13 protein-coding genes are annotated in these 18,380 nt (G+C 63.8%); 8 read left to right on the top strand and 5 right to left on the bottom strand.

From position 1 onward, the window contains the following. Positions 1-479 precede the first annotated feature (479 nt). From AC5RVV_RS10670 to AC5RVV_RS10680, 3 genes are read left to right on the top strand one after another with little or no spacing between them, the layout of a single operon-like run. Positions 480-1,751 carry a glycosyltransferase gene (locus AC5RVV_RS10670; protein ID WP_494001370.1) on the top strand — a complete coding sequence of 424 codons (1,272 nt, stop codon included), beginning with the start codon at positions 480-482 and terminating at the stop codon, positions 1,749-1,751. Between the two features lie 29 nt (positions 1,752-1,780). Further along, on the top strand, positions 1,781-2,809 hold the full coding sequence (gmd, locus tag AC5RVV_RS10675; RefSeq protein WP_494001371.1) for a GDP-mannose 4,6-dehydratase: 1,029 nt from the start codon (positions 1,781-1,783) through the stop codon (positions 2,807-2,809). Between the two features lie 2 nt (positions 2,810-2,811). Beyond that, a complete protein-coding gene (locus tag AC5RVV_RS10680) occupies positions 2,812-3,816 on the top strand; it encodes a GDP-L-fucose synthase family protein (protein WP_494001372.1) in 1,005 nt (334 codons plus the stop codon). Between the two features lie 61 nt (positions 3,817-3,877). Here the strand turns inward: AC5RVV_RS10680 and mfd are convergent, their stop codons facing one another. Continuing rightward, complete coding sequence (gene mfd / locus AC5RVV_RS10685; RefSeq protein WP_494001373.1) at positions 3,878-7,495, bottom strand: transcription-repair coupling factor; 3,618 nt, start codon at positions 7,493-7,495, stop codon at positions 3,878-3,880. Positions 7,496-7,931: 436 nt separating this feature from the next. On the opposite strand from mfd, the gene AC5RVV_RS10690 reads away from it, so the two are divergent. The 3 genes from AC5RVV_RS10690 (at position 7,932) to AC5RVV_RS10700 (ending at position 10,486) form a co-directional block, all read left to right on the top strand. Then, complete coding sequence (locus AC5RVV_RS10690) at positions 7,932-8,432, top strand: DUF2505 domain-containing protein (protein WP_494001374.1); 501 nt, start codon at positions 7,932-7,934, stop codon at positions 8,430-8,432. A 16-nt stretch (positions 8,433-8,448) separates the two neighbouring features. Beyond that, on the top strand, positions 8,449-8,670 hold the full coding sequence (locus AC5RVV_RS10695; protein ID WP_494001375.1) for an SCO4848 family membrane protein: 222 nt from the start codon (positions 8,449-8,451) through the stop codon (positions 8,668-8,670). 442 nt (positions 8,671-9,112) lie between these two features. After that, the gene (locus AC5RVV_RS10700; RefSeq protein ID WP_494001376.1) at positions 9,113-10,486 is read left to right on the top strand and encodes a hypothetical protein; all 1,374 of its coding nucleotides are present in this window, start codon (positions 9,113-9,115) and stop codon (positions 10,484-10,486) included. Between the two features lie 55 nt (positions 10,487-10,541). On the opposite strand, the gene sufU is transcribed toward AC5RVV_RS10700, so the two are convergent. Together sufU and AC5RVV_RS10710 are read right to left on the bottom strand one after the other, a co-directional pair. Beyond that, a complete protein-coding gene (gene sufU / locus AC5RVV_RS10705) occupies positions 10,542-11,003 on the bottom strand; it encodes a Fe-S cluster assembly sulfur transfer protein SufU (protein WP_494001377.1) in 462 nt (153 codons plus the stop codon). Position 11,004: 1 nt separating this feature from the next. Further along, the gene (locus AC5RVV_RS10710; RefSeq protein ID WP_494001378.1) at positions 11,005-12,321 is read right to left on the bottom strand and encodes a cysteine desulfurase; all 1,317 of its coding nucleotides are present in this window, start codon (positions 12,319-12,321) and stop codon (positions 11,005-11,007) included. Between the two features lie 320 nt (positions 12,322-12,641). Here AC5RVV_RS10710 and AC5RVV_RS10715 point away from each other — a divergent pair, with 320 nt between their 5' ends. Next, complete coding sequence (locus AC5RVV_RS10715; RefSeq protein WP_494001379.1) at positions 12,642-14,201, top strand: tyrosine-protein kinase domain-containing protein; 1,560 nt, start codon at positions 12,642-12,644, stop codon at positions 14,199-14,201. 54 nt (positions 14,202-14,255) lie between these two features. Here the strand turns inward: AC5RVV_RS10715 and AC5RVV_RS10720 are convergent, their stop codons facing one another. Both AC5RVV_RS10720 and AC5RVV_RS10725 read right to left on the bottom strand, forming a co-directional pair. Then, positions 14,256-15,767, bottom strand: coding sequence for a sugar transferase (locus AC5RVV_RS10720; protein WP_494001380.1), 1,512 nt, complete (start codon positions 15,765-15,767; stop codon positions 14,256-14,258). 79 nt (positions 15,768-15,846) lie between these two features. Next, positions 15,847-16,440 carry an arsenate reductase/protein-tyrosine-phosphatase family protein gene (locus tag AC5RVV_RS10725; RefSeq protein WP_494001381.1) on the bottom strand — a complete coding sequence of 198 codons (594 nt, stop codon included), beginning with the start codon at positions 16,438-16,440 and terminating at the stop codon, positions 15,847-15,849. Between the two features lie 249 nt (positions 16,441-16,689). Here AC5RVV_RS10725 and AC5RVV_RS10730 point away from each other — a divergent pair, with 249 nt between their 5' ends. Then, positions 16,690-18,333: a RecQ family ATP-dependent DNA helicase gene (locus AC5RVV_RS10730; RefSeq protein WP_494001382.1), complete on the top strand. Its 1,644-nt coding sequence runs from the start codon at positions 16,690-16,692 to the stop codon at positions 18,331-18,333. Positions 18,334-18,380 lie beyond the last annotated feature (47 nt).

Consider the following 18,380-nt stretch of genomic DNA (forward strand, 5'->3'; position numbering starts at 1 on the left):
AATCAAGATAGGCCGAGTAATCAAGGCCATGTCGCGTCTGTATGCATGACTCCCGGTAGTTATGAGGGTCTCTTGTGAAATAACGGCATCATGGCCAACGTGTACGAAATCCTGATTATGGATCCAAACACCCTCGCCAATCCATGCCCGGTCATCAATTCGCAGTTTCCAAGGAAACTTGACTCGGGTCCGTGGACGGAACACAACGTTTTCACCTATCTGTGCTCCGAAGATCCGCAAGATCCAAACCCTCAACTTTGAACTGATCTGCCAGGGATTGGTGACCAATAGGAGCTCCACGATCGCCCACAGATAAACCTGCAGCCGCGGTCGATCCCACGCTTGGCGTTCGCCTGGCGCTTTTGACAGGTCTATTACTGGCACGTCGCACTCCACCGTAGGTGACCTTCCGTTGTTCTCGTTCATTGCCCCCACCCCCTGATACAACGTGCCTGGTCCTCGCGTCTATTCTTACATGTGTGAATCACCCAAGACTCCGCGTCACCATCATCGGCCTCAACTACGCTCCAGAACCTACTGGCATTGCCCCTTACACCACACGACTCGCCGAGCAATTGCTCGCTGTGGGACATGACGTGGACGTTATAACAGGGTTTCCCCACTACCCGGAATGGAAGCTTAGAGATGGGTACAGAGGTTGGCGCAGTCATGAGACTATCAACGGCGTCAGGGTCAAGCGCCTACGACACTTCATTCCTGCCAAGGTGAACAGTCTCCATCGAATGCACTTGGAGTTGAGCTTTGGGGTCAGGCTGTTGCTAACGCGATGGCGCAATCCAGACGTGGTGCTGGTGGTTAGTCCGTCACTCTTTTCAAGTGCATTCGCACTGATGCGATCACGGTTCGGCCTTCGGCGTCCCGTTACAGGAGTCTGGGTGCAAGATATCTACAGTCGTGGTCTTGAGGAGACGCAGGTTGGGAGTGCAAGAGCCGCGAAGATCATGAAGCAGGTCGAAGGCGCCGTCCTGAGGTCGGCAACCAAAGTGACTGTTATCCATGACCGATTCAAGGACTATCTAGTTAATTCGCTAGCTGTCCCGGAAGACAACGTCAGCGTCATACGGAACTGGACGCACGTCGTGCAGGGTGGCCCAGTCGCTGCGGACGAGGTGCGGGCCCGGTTTGGCTGGGCGCCCGAAGATATCGTGGTCCTTCACGCGGGAAACTTAGGCGTCAAACAGGCACTCGACAACGTCGTCGAAGCCGCCAAGCTTGCGGACATGAGGAAGTCAAAGGTGCGTTTCGTGCTACTAGGTGACGGAAATCAGCGGCGTCGGCTTCGGGATCTTGCGCATGACGTTGAACGCATCCAGTTCGTCGCTCCGCTGCCTGACGGTGAGTTTGACGCTGCGCTCAGGACCGCTGACATCCTCCTCGTTAATGAAATGGCCGGTCTTCGTGAAATGGCTGTTCCAAGCAAACTGACATCTTATTTCTCATCCGGAAAACCAGTGATTGCGGTGACCGAGGCGGACAGCACTACCGCCGGCGAGATCGAGTACTCGGGTGGTGGCGTTCGGGTCAATCCTGATTCCCCCGCAGAACTGCTCGAAGCTGCTGAAAAATTGGGCTTGGATAAGGAACTGTCAGCGCAGCTAGGGCAAGCCGGCGTTCACTATGCCGAGAATATGCTTTCCCAAGACGCCGCTATAGTTCAATACGAGGAGTGGTTGCGGGAACTAGCCGCGACCCGAAGCGGCTCTGATATCAGGGCGACCGCGAACCGCTAATTCGTCACTCACCGGCAGGGGGAACTGCGTTGACCAAGCGCGCATTCATAACGGGCATCACGGGCCAGGACGGCTCCTATCTAGCCGAGCTGCTGCTCTCCAAAGGCTACGAGGTGCATGGGCTGATCCGCCGTGCTTCGACTTTTAACACGGCGCGGATCGACCACTTGTACGTGGATCCCCATGACCCGAAGGCCAAGCTGTTCCTGCACTATGGCGACCTATCGGACGGCGCGCGGCTGGTGACCTTGCTCGCGGGCATCCGTCCTGATGAGGTCTACAATCTCGCGGCACAGTCCCATGTTCGCGTCTCCTTCGACGAGCCGGAGCACACCGGCAACACAACCGGAATGGGTTCCATTCGGCTGCTTGAAGCCGTCCGCCAGGCCGGCATCGAAACGCGCTTTTACCAGGCGTCGTCTTCGGAGATGTTCGGCGCTACTCCTCCGCCACAGGGTGAAGACACCCAGTTCTACCCTCGCTCCCCGTACGGTGCCGCGAAGGTCTACAGCTACTGGGTGACAAAGAACTACCGCGAGGCCTACGGCATGTTCGCCGTCAATGGCATCCTGTTTAACCACGAAAGCCCGCGGCGAGGTGAGACGTTCGTGACGCGCAAGATCACCCGTGCCGTAGCCGCCATCAAGGCCGGGCAGCAGGAACACCTCTACATGGGCAATCTGGACGCGGTGCGGGACTGGGGTTACGCGGCCGAATATGTGGAGGGCATGTGGCGGATGCTGCAGGTTGACGAGCCGGACGACTTTGTCTTGGCCACCGGCGTTGGCTACACGGTTAGGGACTTCCTGGAGGTGGCGTTTGAGCATGCCGGCCTGAGCTGGGAGGACCATGTGAAGTTCGATGAGCGGTACTTGCGGCCCACCGAGGTTGACGCCTTAATTGGCGACGCATCGAAGGCCCACGCGAAGCTGGGCTGGAAAGCCACGGTTGAAACACCGGAGCTGGCCCGGATCATGGTGGATGCCGATATCGAGGCACTTAGGTGTGCCGGCAGCCCTTGGATCGACACGGTAGCCCTCGACAGTTGGGGCAAGTAGCCGTGTCCGTTATCAACACCAGTGCGGTCAGCGTCGGCGACAACGTCGCTTACACGCCTGAACAGCTGGACCGGGAGGCGCCGTTCTACGTGGCCGGACACCGCGGGCTGGTTGGTTCCGCGATCTGGCGGAACCTGGAAAAAAACGGCTTCACAAACCTGGTTGGCCAAACCTCGACAGAACTGGACTTGAAGGACCGGGACGCTGTCTTCGCGTTCTTCGCTGACACCCGGCCCAAGTACGTGGTGCTGGCCGCGGCGAAGGTCGGCGGAATCATGGCTAACAACACCTACCCGGTCGATTTCCTCAGCGACAACCTCCGCATCCAGGTCAACGTCTTGGATGCGGCCCGGGAATACGGGGCCGAGCGTGTGCTGTTCCTGGGATCGTCGTGCATCTACCCTAAGTTCGCCGATCAGCCCATTCGGGAAGACTCGCTGTTGACGGGGCATTTGGAGCCCACCAACGATGCCTACGCGATCGCGAAAATCGCCGGGATCATGCAGATCCAGGCGGTTCGCCGCCAGTACGGCCTGCCGTGGATCTCGGCGATGCCGACCAACCTATACGGTCCGGGGGACAATTTCTCCCCGACGGGTTCGCACGTGCTGCCAGCCCTGATCCGCCGCTATGACGAAGCCGTTAAGACCGGCGCGAAGACTGTGACGAACTGGGGCACGGGCGCGCCGCGGCGTGAGTTCCTGCATGTGGACGACATGGCCGCCGCCTGCCTGCACCTGCTCGAGCACTACGACGGTCCCGACCAAGTCAACGTCGGCACCGGCACCGACGTGACGATCAAGGAACTCGCGCAGCTTGTCGCCGACACGGTCGGCTTCACCGGGACCATGGAGTGGGACACCAGCAAGCCGGACGGCACGCCGCAGAAGCTGCTCGACGTGTCAAAGCTCGCCGACGCCGGCTGGACCGCACAAGTCAGTCTTGAAGAGGGCATTAGGAACACTGTTGCCTGGTACCGGGACAACATCGACACCATCCGCGGGTAGCACCTCGGGATGTAAGTGATGCAAGCTGTTGGGCGGCGGCTACTGTCCGCGCCCGACAGCTTTACTCGGATTTAAACACCGCGTCGATGACCCCCTGGGCCCACTCCAAAATCTGCCGGTCGGCCAGGTCCCTTCCACCGATGCGGGCGGTTTTGGGCTTGGGGACGAGGATAAAGTCCAGCGCCGGCTTCACCTGCGAGCCGGGGTACATCCGGTTCAGCCGCATCACCTTGGACTCCGGCAGCGACGCCGGCGCGAACTTGATGAAGTTGCCCTGCACGGCCACGTCGGTCAGTCCGGCGGCACGGGCCTGTACCCGGAAGCGTGCCACCGCTACCAGATTCTGGACGGGCTCCGGCAGCTCGCCGTAGCGGTCGGTGAGCTCGGCCACCACTTCGTCGATAGCTTCGCCGGTGGTCGCCTGCGCCAGCTTCCGGTACGCCTCCAGCCGCAGCCGCTCCCCCGGCACGTAATCGTGCGGCAGGTGCGCGTTCACCGGGAGCTCAATCTTCATCTCGGCGACCTTTTGCTCGGCGTCGCCGCGGAAGTCGGCCACCGCCTCGCCGACCAGCCGGATGTACAGGTCAAAGCCGACGCCGGCAATGTGCCCGGACTGTTCCCCGCCCAGTAGGTTGCCCGCGCCGCGGATCTCCAGGTCCTTCAGCGCCAGTTGCATGCCGGCGCCCAGTTCATTGTGCGCCGCCACGGCTTTCAGCCGCTCGAGCGCCACTTCGCCCAGCGGTTTCTCTGCGTCGAACAGGAAGTAGGCGTAGGCCCTCTCCCGGCCGCGGCCCACCCGCCCGCGCAGCTGATGCAGCTGGGACAGCCCGTACCGGTCCGCCCGGTCAACGATCAGGGTATTCGCGTTGGAGATATCCAGGCCGGTCTCGATGATGGTGGTGCAGACCAGCACGTCGAAGCGCTTCTCCCAGAAGTCAACGATGATCTGTTCCAGCCGAGACTCGCTCATCTGCCCGTGCGCCACCTCCACCCGTGCCTCGGGGACCAGTTCCCGGATGCGGGCCGCCTGCCGCTCGATCGACGAGACGCGGTTGTGCACGAAGAAGACCTGCCCCTCGCGCATCAGCTCCCGCCGGATGGCCGCACTCGTCTGCTTGTCTGTATAGGGACCGACGTAGGTCAACACCGGGTGGCGTTCCTCCGGGGGCGTGGCCAGGGTGGACGTCTCGCGGATCCCGGTCAGCGACATTTCGAGCGTTCGCGGAATCGGCGTTGCGGACATGGCCAGGACGTCCACGTTGGTGCGCATCTTCTTCAGCGCCTCCTTGTGCTCCACGCCAAACCGCTGTTCCTCGTCCACGATGACCAGGCCCAAATCCTTGAACTGGACCTCCTTGGACAGCAGCCGGTGCGTGCCGATGACCACGTCGATGCTGCCGTTCTTGATGCCCTCCAACGTGTCTTTGGCTTCCTTGGCCGTTTGGAAGCGGGACAAGGCCTTGACCCTGACGGGGAACCCGGAGAACCGTTCGCTGAACGTTTCGAAGTGCTGCTGGGACAGCAGCGTGGTTGGGACCAACACCGCGGCCTGTTTGCCGTCCTGGACTGCCTTGAACGCGGCCCGCACCGCGATCTCGGTCTTGCCGTAGCCCACGTCGCCCGAGATCAGCCGGTCCATCGGGACTTCCCGCTCCATGTCTGCCTTGACCTCGTTGATGGTGGTCAGCTGGTCCGGCGTTTCGATGTAGGGGAAGGCTTCTTCCAACTCGCGCTGCCACGGGGTGTCCGGTCCGAAGGCGTGCCCCCGGGAGGCCATCCGGGCCGAGTACAGCCGGATCAGCTCCCCGGCGATCTCCTTGACGGCCTTGCGGGCCTGGCTCTTGGTCTTTGCCCAGTCGGATCCGCCCATCTTGGACAGGACGGGGGTCTCGCCACCCACGTACCGGGTGACCTGGTCCAACTGGTCCGTCGGCACGAACAGCCGGTCCCCGGGGGCGCCGCGCTTGGACGAGGCGTATTCCAGCACTAGGTATTCGCGCATGGCCTTGGCGGGTCCGGCGCCGGTGGAGCGCTGCACCAGTTCAATGAACTTGCCCACGCCGTGCTGCTCGTGCACCACGTAGTCGCCCTCGGTCAGCTGCAGCGGATCCACGGCGTTGCGCCGCCGCGACGGCATCTTCCGCATGTCCTTGGTAGAGCGTGCGGTGGCCCGGCCCAGCAGGTCGGCTTCGGTCAACAGGCCGAGCTTCAGCCCGTCGAAGACGAATCCCTTGCCCGTGCTGGCCGTGGTGATTTCGATGATCCCGGGCTGCGGCTCGTTCTCCAGCGATTCGACGCGGGAGGCGGGGATTTGGGCATCGTGGAAGAGTTCGGCCATGCGGGCGGCGGGGCCGGGACCTTCGGTGGCCACCACTACGCGCCATTGGTCGCGCACGCGGGAACCGATGAACTCCATCATTTCGGCCACATCGCCCTGGTAGCCCCTGGGTTCCCTGGCCGCGATGGTCAACGTGTCGATGTCCAGCACGGTTTCGTCGTCCGGATTGAACGAGGTGATGGACCACCACGACACCTGCTGTTCCGCGGCCTTGGCTCGGGTGTCCCCCAGCGACCGGAAGCCGGCCTGCTCCAGATCCCCCTGCAGCGCCAGGTCCAGCGGCGCGTCCCCGCCCTCGGAGGCCGTCGCCCACGCGGCGGCCAGGAACTCGTCGTTCGTCGTCTCGAGGTCATGGGCGCGGCCGCGCACTTTCTCCGGTTCAATGACGACGGCGATGGAACCGGGCGGAAGCTCCCCGATGAACGGCACCATGGCGTCCACCAGCACCGGCGACAGCGATTCCATGCCTTCGACGGCGACGCCCCCGGCGATCTTCTCCAGCATGTCGGCCGCCGCCGGCATCTGGTCCTTCAGCTTTGCGGCGCGGCTCATGACCGAGGGGGTGATCAGCAGCTCCCGGCACGGCGGAGCGAACAGCCGGGACGGGTGCTTGACGTTCTCGCCGGCAAGGGACCGCTGGTCGGCGACGGCAAACCAGCGCATCGATTCAACCTCGTCACCGAAGAACTCGATCCGGACGGGGTGGTCGTCGGTGGGCGAAAAGACGTCCAGGATTCCGCCGCGCACGGCGAACTCGCCGCGTCGGCTCACCATGTCCACGCGGGCATAGGCGGCTTCGGACAGCCGCCGGACCACGTCTGTGAAAGCGACCTCGTCGCCCACGGTCAGCGACACCGGTTGCAGCTCCCCCAACCCCTGCACCAACGGCTGGAGCACCGCGCGCACCGGCGCCACCACCACCCGCAGCGGCGCAGCCCCGTCGTCGTGCTTCAGCCGGCGCAGCACCGATAGCCTGCGCCCCACCGTGTCCGAGCGCGGCGAGAGCCGCTCGTGCGGCAAGGTCTCCCAGCTGGGGAACTCCTCGATCGACTCATCCGGCAGATAGCTGCGCAGCGCCGCCGCCAAGTCTTCGGTCTCCCGCCCGGTCGCCGTCACCGCCAGCACCACGCCGACGCCGAAATCGTCGCCGCCCGAGGTTCCCTCCCTGGCGCCCGATTCGAGCCCCTGCACCATTTCGGCCAGCAACGCTGCCCGCAGCCCGGGCGGTGCGCCGATCTGCAGGTCCTCGCTGCGCTCGCTCACCGGCCGGGCGGCTTGCACCCGTACCCGCGCGAACGATTGGTCCTCGGCAAGGGCAGCCAGCAGTCCGTTCAGGCTCATGGTGGTAAATTCTCCCGGTCGACGTGCAACACAAACACCCGAAGTTCTTCAGAACCCCGGGGCGACCGTTCAACTTTACCGCGAAAGCTCTCTCTGTTCCTTCGCCGGAAGGATGCAGCCCTCCTACCGGACCAGAGCGTAGACGAGCACCGCAACTACGCAAATGGCGAGTATGGCAACAACCGTGTTGCCGACCCGGTGCTGCCTCTCGGCCGGCATCCGGCGCCAGCTGCGGGTGAGTCGATTCAAAGTCATACAGCCCCCACTGTTCGGCCGCCGCCTTTCCCGAGGCGGCGAGCTTAACCCAATGTGAAGAACCTACAAGGCCGCTCGTCGAAGCGACCATGATTTGGTGAAAAGTTATACAGCCGTTGTGCGTGGCAGCCGCGTAAGATGAGTGCTGGTTCTCTGTTCCCAACCACTGTCTGGAGTCTTCATGGCGCTCAGCGCTTCCACCACCCTTCCCTACCCAGCAGCCAAGGTCACCGAAGCCTTTACCGACGAGGCGTTCCTGCGCCACATCAGCGAGTTGGTCGGCGGCACCTTGGAGTCCGTGCAGCGCGACGGCGATGTATCGGGCGCCTTTACGATCACCGTGGTCCGCAAGGTTCCCAGCGCGCGGCTGCCGGAGATTGCGAAGAAAATGCTGGGCGACTCGCTCACCGTCACCCAGACGGAACGGTGGCAGGCGCCGGCGGCCGATGGCTCGCGCACGGCGGACGTCAGCATGAAGGTGGCGGGCGCGCCGGTGGACGTCAACGCCGTACAGCAGCTCGTTGCCGACGGAGACTCCACCCGGGTGGACCTCAGCGGAGACGTGAAGTCTTCCATTCCGTTCCTGGGCGGCAAGATCGCCGCCGCCGCCGAGCCGATGCTCGGCAAGGCCCTGAACATCCAGGCGCAGCAGGCCGAGGCCTGGCTGTCCGGCCGCGCCTGACCCGGGAGCCGCTGCAGTGAATATTCCGGCTGCCCTGGCCTGGGTGCTGATCCTTGCCGGCGTCTGGGCTTTGCTTGTCTGGGCCCCGCATCTCGTCCGCGTGTCAAAGGACCCCCGCTCCAAAGACGAGAAGGGCGCCATGACCCGCTACTTCACCATGGAGTTCATGAAGGCGACCACCTCCATGATCCTGGGCATCGCCACGCTGGTGATCGGCGCCCGCGGACTGGCGGGCTAGGCCGCACGCCAGCAAGCCACAGGAGGGGCCGGGCCGCGCGAGTGCGCCGCCCGGCCCCCTTGTGCTGCGCCCAGTCAATCGATCGAGGTTCCCATTGTCACGGGAACAACGGCGGTCACGGCCGAATCAGTCATCGTCAGTATTGAGGCCAGAAAACGAGTCGACCGGGAACTGCAACGCCAAGAACTACCGATCGATATCGGTACTGGCCAAGGCAGCCAAGCCGGCAGCACGAACACTTAACTGCAGCAGGCAACGCCGGCATTGGACCAAACAAAGCGCTTGGCACGTGACAATCCTGCTTTATGTGGGAAAAGTCTGAAGAACGGCTTACTAATCTGCTAGGTTGATTCTCGGCGGCTGATATGCCGCACATCACCGTGCTCAAGCGTATGTCTTGAACACGCTTCGGCCGGGGGGATTTTTGAAATTAGCAAGAGCAATGATGCCGGTTGCTGCCGCTTTTACTTTGGCGGCAGGTGCTATCACAGCGACGCCGGCGCACGCTGCCGTCTCACTTCCAGCAGGCTGCATTTCCGTGGAGTATGCAGGAGGGCCAGCTTTGTCCTCAGCGTCCCTAGAGGAAGTCTCTCACCTCGAATGCAGGACGACGGCCAATGGTGCGAACTTCACGCAGTTCATTAACCTGGAAAGGCTCGACATTGGCAGCGTCGAGCCTGACAGGCCGCCGAACGGTGCGATGACCAAACTGCCGATGCTCCCGGCATCACTCAAAACACTCATGCTCAACGCACCCAAGATGACCGATTACTCGGCCTTGGCCAGCGCCAAGAACTTGGATTGGCTCAGCGTCATGTCCCCCACGAAGGGGCTGAAGTTCGCGAACATCGCCGCCGGCAACCCCAAGCTGAAGACATTACTCATCTCCCCCTACAAAACCGCCGTTGATGCGTCCCCGCTGGAAAAGCTAAAACACCTGGAACTATTGATGCTCACCGGCACGTTTCCCGATGTCCGGGCTACCGAATCGGTGTGGACTTCGATCACCTTCCCCAAAGGTTTAAACGGCCAGACCATTTTGCCTCCCAACGGCCGCGCACATGACAAGCTGGGTAAATATCTCCAAAAGCGTGAATTCGACTATGATGCCAAGACGTCTCGAATACGTTTCAACATGGGCCAAGAGCGGGACTTCAATTCCTATCTGCATTCCACAAAACCAACCGCGGCTCAGCCAAAGCTCAAAGAAGTCCGCATCGAGTTCGACCGCAATCTGATTGTTTCAGGTCTTTCCGAATGGGCCAGGGACAAGAAGGCAAAATTACAGCTCACCGGTGCCCCATTCATCGGCAACACGGTCACCGCACGTCTCAACGACAAGTCCAAGTCCTATATTGACGCCTACCAGTGGTACTGCAACGGCGTCGCCATCAAGGGTGCGAGCAAGAAAACCTACAAGTTAACCACGGCAGACCTGGGCAAGAAAATTACGGTCAAGGCCACTGACCGCACGGATCGAGCCAGCCACCCTTGGATCACAATCGCGCCATACTCGGTCACGCTCACGGCCACCGCTAAGGCGCAATACGGGTTCAAGGCGCACAAGACCCAGATTTCCGGCACCGCCGCGTCCGGGAGAACGTTGACCGCGAAATTTGCCAAGTGGGGCGGATCGCCCAGCAAATACTCCTACCAGTGGTACCGGAACGGAAAGGCGATCAAGGGTGCCACCAAAGCCACCTACAACGTCACCGTAGCCGACAAGGGCCGCAAGATCGCGGTGAAAGTTACCGGGACCAGGAAGAACTACCAGGCTAAGTCCTCAACCTCCGCGGCCATAACTGTGCGGAACTAATTCTCTCGCAAGGAGTCCGCGCTTCGCGCCTGCCCGTCACCCCTTTACGATTCGCTCAGTTCGCCGCCAGCAAGGCTTCTTCCAGCGCTACCCAGGCGAGCATCGCGCACTTCACCCGTGCCGGATACTTGGAGACGCCGGAGAACGCGGCGGCGTCGCCGAGGATTTCTTCGTCGGCCTCCACACTCCCCCGTGAGCGCATCAGCTCGCGGAAGTTGTCCACCACCTTCAGCAACTCCTCCCGCTCCATGCCCTGCGCCAAGTCGCTCAGCACCGACGCGGAGGCCATCGAGATGGAGCAGCCCTGGCCGTCCCAGCTGACGCCGGAGAGCATGGTCGCGGCGCCGTCCTCGTGCACGGCGGCGCGGAGCGTGATTTCGTCGCCGCAGGTCGGATTGAGCATGTGCGACTCGCCGGACTTGTCTCCCGGCGGCGGATCCGCCAGGGGCGCCCCCTGCCGTTTCTTCGCGTGCTCCAGGATGATCTGCTGGTACAGCTGCTGCAGTTCAGCACTCACGTCAGTTAACTCCAAAGAACGGGCGGACCCCGGCGACGGCGTCCAGGAAGGCGTCGACGTCGTCGGTGGTGTTGTACAGATAGGTGCTGACGCGGGTGGTCGCCACCAGGCCAAGGCGCCGGTGCAGCGGCTGCGCGCAGTGGTGGCCGACACGCACGGCGATGCCCTTGTCGTCCAAGAACTGGCCGACATCGTGGGCATGGACGCCCTCGACATCAAAGGCGGCCAGCCCGATCCGTTCGGCACCAGCGGCGGGGCCGAGCACCCGGACACCGTCGATCGCGGCGAGCCCTTCCACCAGCCGCTGCCCCAGTTCCGCCTCCCAGGCATGGATACGGTCCATCCCGGTCTCCTGGAGGTAGTCGACCGCCGCGGCCAGCGCCACCGCCTGCGAGATGCGTTGGGTGCCGGCTTCGAATCGTTGCGGGGACGGCAGATACTCAGCCTGCTCCATGGTCACGGTGGTGATCATGGACCCACCGGTCAGGAACGGCGGCATGGCATTGAGCAGCTCCGCCCTCCCGTACAGCACGCCGATGCCGGTGGGGCCCAGCATCTTGTGCCCGGAGAAGGCGGCGAAGTCCACGTCCAGCGACTTCACGTCCACGGCCATGTGCGGCACCGACTGGCAGGCGTCGAGCACGACGACGGCGCCCGCCTCCCGGGCGAGCCGCACCAGGGCCTCCACCGGGTTGATGGTTCCCAGCACATTGGAGGCATGGGTGAACGCAACTACCTTGGTGCGCGGACCGATGACCTGCGCCGCCTCGTCGAGGCGCAGCGCACCGCCGTCGTCCACGGGGATGAAGCGCAACGTGGCGCCCGTGCGGAAGGCGAGCTCCTGCCAGGGGATCAGGTTGGCGTGGTGCTCCATCTCGGTAACCACCAGCTCGTCGCCGGGCCCCAGGGCAAAACGCGACGCGGCCTCCCCGCCGCGGCCGGCGCTGGCGTTGGAAAAGGCATAGGCGACCAGGTTGATGGCTTCGGTGGCGTTGGAGGTCCAGACCACTTCGTCGATGCGGGCATTGATGAAGCCGGCGACGGTTTCCCGCGCGTTCTCGAAGGCATCGGTGGCGGAGACCGCCAACATGTGCGCGCCGCGGTGGACGGCGGCGTTGCGCTGTTCGTAGTACTCCTGCTCGGCCTCCAGCACGGAGAGCGGATTCTGCGAGGTGGCGCCCGAATCCAGGTAGACCAGCGGCGAGCCGTTCACCTGCTGGTCGAGGATGGGGAAGTCGTTGCGGATGCGCCGCGCTTCGGCGTTGTCGATCATGCCGGCGGCATGCTTGAGGGTTGCGGGAGTGGATACCACAGACACCTGGGGGTGCTCCTTGGATCGATGGTTGGTACCTGCTTGTCCCGGCGGTGCATCTGCCGGACCGGCAATACGCAAGACAAGTCTGCGCTAATCATCCCACTTCACCGGTCGGCGGTCACCTGAGCCATGCCTTACCGCTGAATCCTGAAACGGCGGTCAGAGCTCCGTTCCCTGGCTCCCCGGCTCATTTTCGGCACAGGAGACCCACTGGGAGAAAACGATTCACCAGTTGCCCTTCTAACGGACAGAAACCACCATGTCCTCGGCTAGACTTGCAGGGTTTGAGGCTTGTTGGCTAGGGGAAGGACCGCACGAGGCTCGTGGAAAACAACTACACCGAGGAACAGCCTCAAGGCCTGGAACTCCGGGATTACTTGCACGTCCTCCATACACACTGGCGCGGAATAGCCGTCATCACCATGCTGGTCACGCTGATGGCGTTTGGCTGGACCCTGCTTCAAAAGCCCGTCTACGAGGCGCAGTCCACCGGCATGGTCATTGTTGCCGCGGATGCCGACATTGATGCACTGGCCGCGGACAATTTGGCCAAGTCCAAGGCCAAGAGCTATGCCAGCGTGGCCGAATCCCGGCCGGTCGCAGAAAACGTCATCGACGGACTTGGACTGAGTGTCAGCGCGGAGGATCTGATCGCGGAAATCACCGTGGAGACCCCGCTTGATACCGCAGAGCTGCGGATCACGGCGGCCGCGCCGAGCGCCGTCGAAGCCCGGGAACTGGCCGATGCTTGGGTCGCCGCGTTGGCGGAGCAGGTGGAGGACATCGAGACGGGCGGAGATGCCGGTGTCGAGGCCGGAGTCCGGGTCACGCCTCTGGCCGAAGCCGGTCTGCCTTCCTCCCCCGCTTCCCCGAACGTTCCCCTTACGCTGGCAATCGGAGCAGTCCTGGGACTAATGCTCGGTTTGGCGTACGCGTTGATCCGCAACCATCTGGACCGGCGCATCCGCTCGGCGGAACGATTGGAGCGCGTGTTCGGCGTCTCCGTGATCGGCACGCTTCCCGAGGACAAGCGGCTGGCAGCTTCCCGAAAGGTGGTGGAAACCGGCTCGCTGGAATCCAACGGGGACAGGGCAGCACACGCCATGTCCGAGGCACTGCGCGAACTGCGCACCAATCTCACCTTCGTGGATGTGGACAATCCGCCGCGGATCATCGTGGTCACGAGCTCGGTGCCGGCGGAAGGCAAGTCCAGCGTCACCGCCAACCTGGCGGTCACCATCGCCGCCTCGGGCCACCGTGTGGTGGTGGTGGACGGTGACCTCCGCCGGCCGGTGGTCGTGGACATTTTCGGCCTGGTACCGGGAGCCGGTGTCACCGATGTGCTCACCGGCAGCGCGGAGCTCGAAGACGTGCTCCAGCTGTGGGGCCCGGCACCGAACCTCGCCGTCCTCGGTTCGGGACGCGTGCCGCCCAATCCCAGCGAGCTGCTGGGGTCCCAGGCCATGAATGAGCTGCTCCAGCGCCTTGCCGAACATGCCATTGTGCTCATCGACGCGCCGCCGCTGCTGCCGGTCACGGATGCTGCCGTGCTGTCCAAGATTGCCGATGGCTCGCTGGTGGTCATCAGCGCCGGCAAGACCACCGAGGACGAAGTAGGAAAGGCCCTGGGCAACCTGCGCCGCGTGGAGGCCCACGTTCTCGGCGTCATTCTGAACCGTGTCCCCACGCAGGGCGCGGATGCCGCCCAGTACGGCTACTACGGCCAGTACTACCAGCAGGAAGAGGCGGCTCCGGGACGCCGGCCCGCCAAAAAACGCCGCGGCTCCAGGGCAAAGGCCGGTCCGGTCCGGCACGCCCGCGCGACGGATGATTTCCAAGCCGTGCTCAGCGGCGACGAGCGGTCGCCCTCTCGACTGCGCTGATTGCATAGGAAGCCCCCCGCACCCAATCGGTACGAGGGGCTTCTCTCATTTCGGCTAGTAGGCGCCATCCTTGCCGATGACGGCCTTGACTGTCTTCATCATGATGGTCAGGTCCCCTGCAAAGGACCAGTTTTCCACGTAGTAGAGGTCCAGCCTGACGCTGTCTTCCCACGAGAGGTCGGACCTGCCGCTGACCTGCCAGAGACCGGTAAGGCCCGGCCGCACGAGGAGCCTGCGGTGCGTGTACTGCTCGTAGCCTTCCACCTCGCTGGGGAGGGGCGGGCGGGGGCCTACCAAGGACATGTCGCCGACGAGCACGTTCCACAGCTGGGGCAGCTCATCGAGTGAATAGCGGCGGATAAAGGCCCCGACCCTGGTGATGCGGGGGTCGCTCTTCATTTTGAACAGCACGCCGTCGTGCTCGTTCCGGGCCGAGAGCTCGTGCAGGCATTCTTCGGCGTTGGGAACCATGGAGCGGAACTTATGCATCAGGAACCGGCTGCCCCTGACGCCGACGCGCTCCTGGTGGAAAAATACCGGGCCGCTGCTGTCCATCCGGACGGCCAGCGCAATGAGCAGCATCAGCGGCGACAGGAACACCAGAGCGAGTGCGCTGGCCACCACGTCCAACAGGCGCTTCCAGGCAAACTTCGACCCTTCATAGTGGGGCAGCTCGACGCTCATCAGCGGCAGGCCTTCCACCGGCCGCCAGTGAATCCGGGGACCAGCCACGTCCACCAGCTTGCTGGCCACTACCAGCGAGGCTTGCGTGCCCTCGAGCTGCCAACTGAGCTCCTTAACGTACCGTTGGCTTTCGACCGGGGCGCCGGCCACGATCACCGTGTCAAAACCCTGCTCCTTGACGAGCGCAACCACGTCCTCCGGTCTGCCGACGATGGGAACGGCCATGCCCTCCGGCAGATCGACTGCCCGCTCCACAGCAGACCTCACCGCAGCGCCGGCCAGGAGGTAGCCGGACTCCGGGGTCTTCAGAACTTTCCGCGCCACATAGCGGACGTCCGCCATCTCGCCCACGATGAGGGTCCGCTCCATGTATTCGCCGCGTCCGCGCTGCCGGAGCAATTCCTGCCGCCACACGCGACGGGTCAGCAACAGCAGGACCAGGCCCAAGGGCAGGGCGATGGCCAGATATCCTCGAGCGATGGGGAAATCGACCAACATGGTGCCGATGGCAAACACCCCGAAGGTTCCGATGGTGGCGCTGATGACGCGGCGATACTCGTCATTGCCGATTCCCAGAGCGGGAAGCGCCCGGCTGCGCGTCATGGCCAGCGCGGAAACCCACAACGCTCCCAGTACACACGAAACACCCCAGTAAGCGCCGGCCACACCGCTGAAATTCAGGTCGGCGTCGCTGACACCGAAGCGGATGATCTGGGCGGCAAGCAGGGCTCCGGCCACCACCAAAAGGTCGGTCACGACGAGGCGGCGCTGAACTATCCGCCCCCACGACCGCAAGCGAGGCGAGTCTCCGGCAGGCTCGCCCTGGTCCTCGGGGTGCGCGTCTGGTGGATCGATTAACTCCTCGCGCGAGCTTATCGCCATACCCCCATTGCCTTTCATGTTCAGTAAACTGTTGTGCAAAATTCGTATTACTCGGACTGATCCAGTTCCGTATCGCCGCCTAGGAAAGTACCGACTGCTCCACCGCGACCAGCCGGTCGACGGCCGGAACGAGTTCGCGGCCCATCTGCTGGTAGACACTGTCTTCGCGGCGGTAGGGATCCACAATATCGTCGTCGCTGGGGTCCTCGGGTCGGGTCTCAAAACGCTTCAGCGCCGCCAGGTGCGGCAGCCGTTTCCAGCGCGCCTGTACGTCCTCGGCGCTGCTGCCGCCCGGTATCTCCAGGTCGGGATCCGCATCGACGGCATCGAGCATACGTGCCAATTCCCGCAGAGTGAAGGTGCGCTTCAGGAGGCGGGGAGCCAGTTTGAGCACGCGGTCACGATGTTCCGTGGACATGGCGAGTACCAGCGCCGGATCGGCCAGATGACGCTCCGTCAGGTGTCGCGCAACAAAGCCGTGGGAGGTGCCGCCGAAAACGTGCAGCAGCCCGGCGGCGCGGGCGTCCATCGGAGCCCCCGCCAGCGCCTGGATGCCGGCACTGCTGACCTCAAACATCCCGGGCCGGACGGCGTCGAGACGAGTTTGGAGCAGGCGCTCCGCCAGAGGCGACCGGCAGACGTTGCCGGTGCAGACAGTCAGGATCCGGATCATATTTGAACTCTAACCCGGTACGGCTGAGCCAAAGCCCACGCAACGCTCCCTTGGGCGGCGACGAGGTTTTTTTGGTGAATCTTAAGCCGTTCCTGCGTCACATTTGATGAAAACCTTTCGTTGTAGCAACGGGTCACGGCACCGGGCGTCCCCTCGCCTGCTCCGATTGCCCTCTTGGCAGCCGGTCCCTCTCTCTGTACAAAGGAAAGACGCCAGGCCGCCAGCCGGCCCGAGTCCCAAAGGAGCCTGATGCCAGAACATTCCCGGACGCCCGACCACGACGAATTGCGCAGGGTGGCCGAAGAATCCTTCGGCTGGGACGTGCTCCGCGAGGGGCAGTTGGACGCCATGGCGGCGGCCGCCCGCGGTGAGGACGTCCTGGCCGTGATGCCCTCCGGGCACGGAAAGTCCGCCATCTATCAGGTTCCTGCCGTGGCGTTGCCGGGCACCGCCGTCGTGATTTCTCCGCTGATTGCGCTGCAGCACGACCAGGTGGATGCCATCAACGGCGATCTGGGCGCGCAGCGGGCCTTCGCGGTGAATTCGCACGTGAGGTCCTCCGCGGAACGGGCGGCGTGGGACGCGGTGGCCGGCGGGGAGGCGAAGTTCCTGTTCCTGGCGCCCGAACAACTGGCCCGTGAAGAAACCCTGCGGCGGTTGGCCGAACAGGACATCTCGCTGTTGGTGGTGGACGAGGCACACTGCATCTCGTCCTGGGGACACGATTTCCGGCCCGACTACCTGATGCTGACCTCGGTGGTGAAGCGGCTGGGGCACCCGCCGGTCGTCGCGCTGACCGCCACCGCATCACCGCACACGCGGACGGAGATCGTCGACCGGCTGGGCATGCGCGACCCGTTCATCAACGTGCAGAGTTTCGACCGGCCGAACCTGCACCTTCAGGTCCTGCGGCATCACGAGGACGGCGGCAAGCGGCGGGCCGTGGTGGACCAGGTGGCAGAACTCGGCGGGCCCGGCCTGCTGTACACGGCCACCCGCAGGGACACCGAGAGATACGCCGCCGAGCTGGCCGAGCGCGGCCTGCGGACCGACGCCTACCACGCAGGCCGGACGGCCGCGGACCGGGAGGCGATCCATGAGCGTTTCCAAGCGAACGGGGTGGACGTGGTCGTGGCTACCTCCGCCTTCGGCATGGGGATCGACAAGCCGGATGTGCGGTTCGTGGTGCACGCCGACATCCCGGATTCGCTGGACAGTTACTACCAGGAGATCGGCCGCGCAGGCCGGGACGGGGAACCGGCGCGGACCATCTTGCACTATCGGTCCGAGGATTTGGGCCTGCAGCGGTTCTTCGCCGGCGGCGCCCCCGACCCCGATGAGCTCGCGGGTGTCTTCAGCGCCGTCCGGGACCACGGCCCCCTCCGGCCCGCGGCGCTGCGCGAACACACCGGCCTGTCGCAGCGGAAACAATCCCGCCTGCTCAACTTCCTGGAGCACAGCGGCAGCATCACCGTGAACCGCAAGGGCTATCGGGCGGTCGGCGGCGCGGACCCCGCTTCCGCCGCGGAAAAGGCACTGGCAGAAGCCGACGCGCGGCACCGGATCGACGAGTCGCGGATTGAAATGGCCCGCGGCTACGCCGAGACGGATCACTGCCGCCGCGACTGGTTGCTGAACTACTTCGGCGAGGAGACGGACGGCTACTGCGGCAATTGCGACAACTGCGAGGCCACGTCCGAAACGGAGGTTGAAGCGCGGGAAGCGGAGATGCCGGAGGGCTACGAGATCCAGCGTCCGGTGAAGCACCGCGAGTGGGGGCCCGGCATCGTCATGGGCACCCAGCCGGACCGCATCACGATCCTGTTCGAATCGGTCGGTTACAAGGACATCGCCCTTTCGGCCATCGAAGCGGACGACGGCCTGTTGACATAGGCAGACCCCGCCGGCTGGTGAGCCGGCGGGGTCTGTTTGCTGCCAGT

Source organism: Arthrobacter sp. MDT2-34-1 (assembly GCF_059091365.1).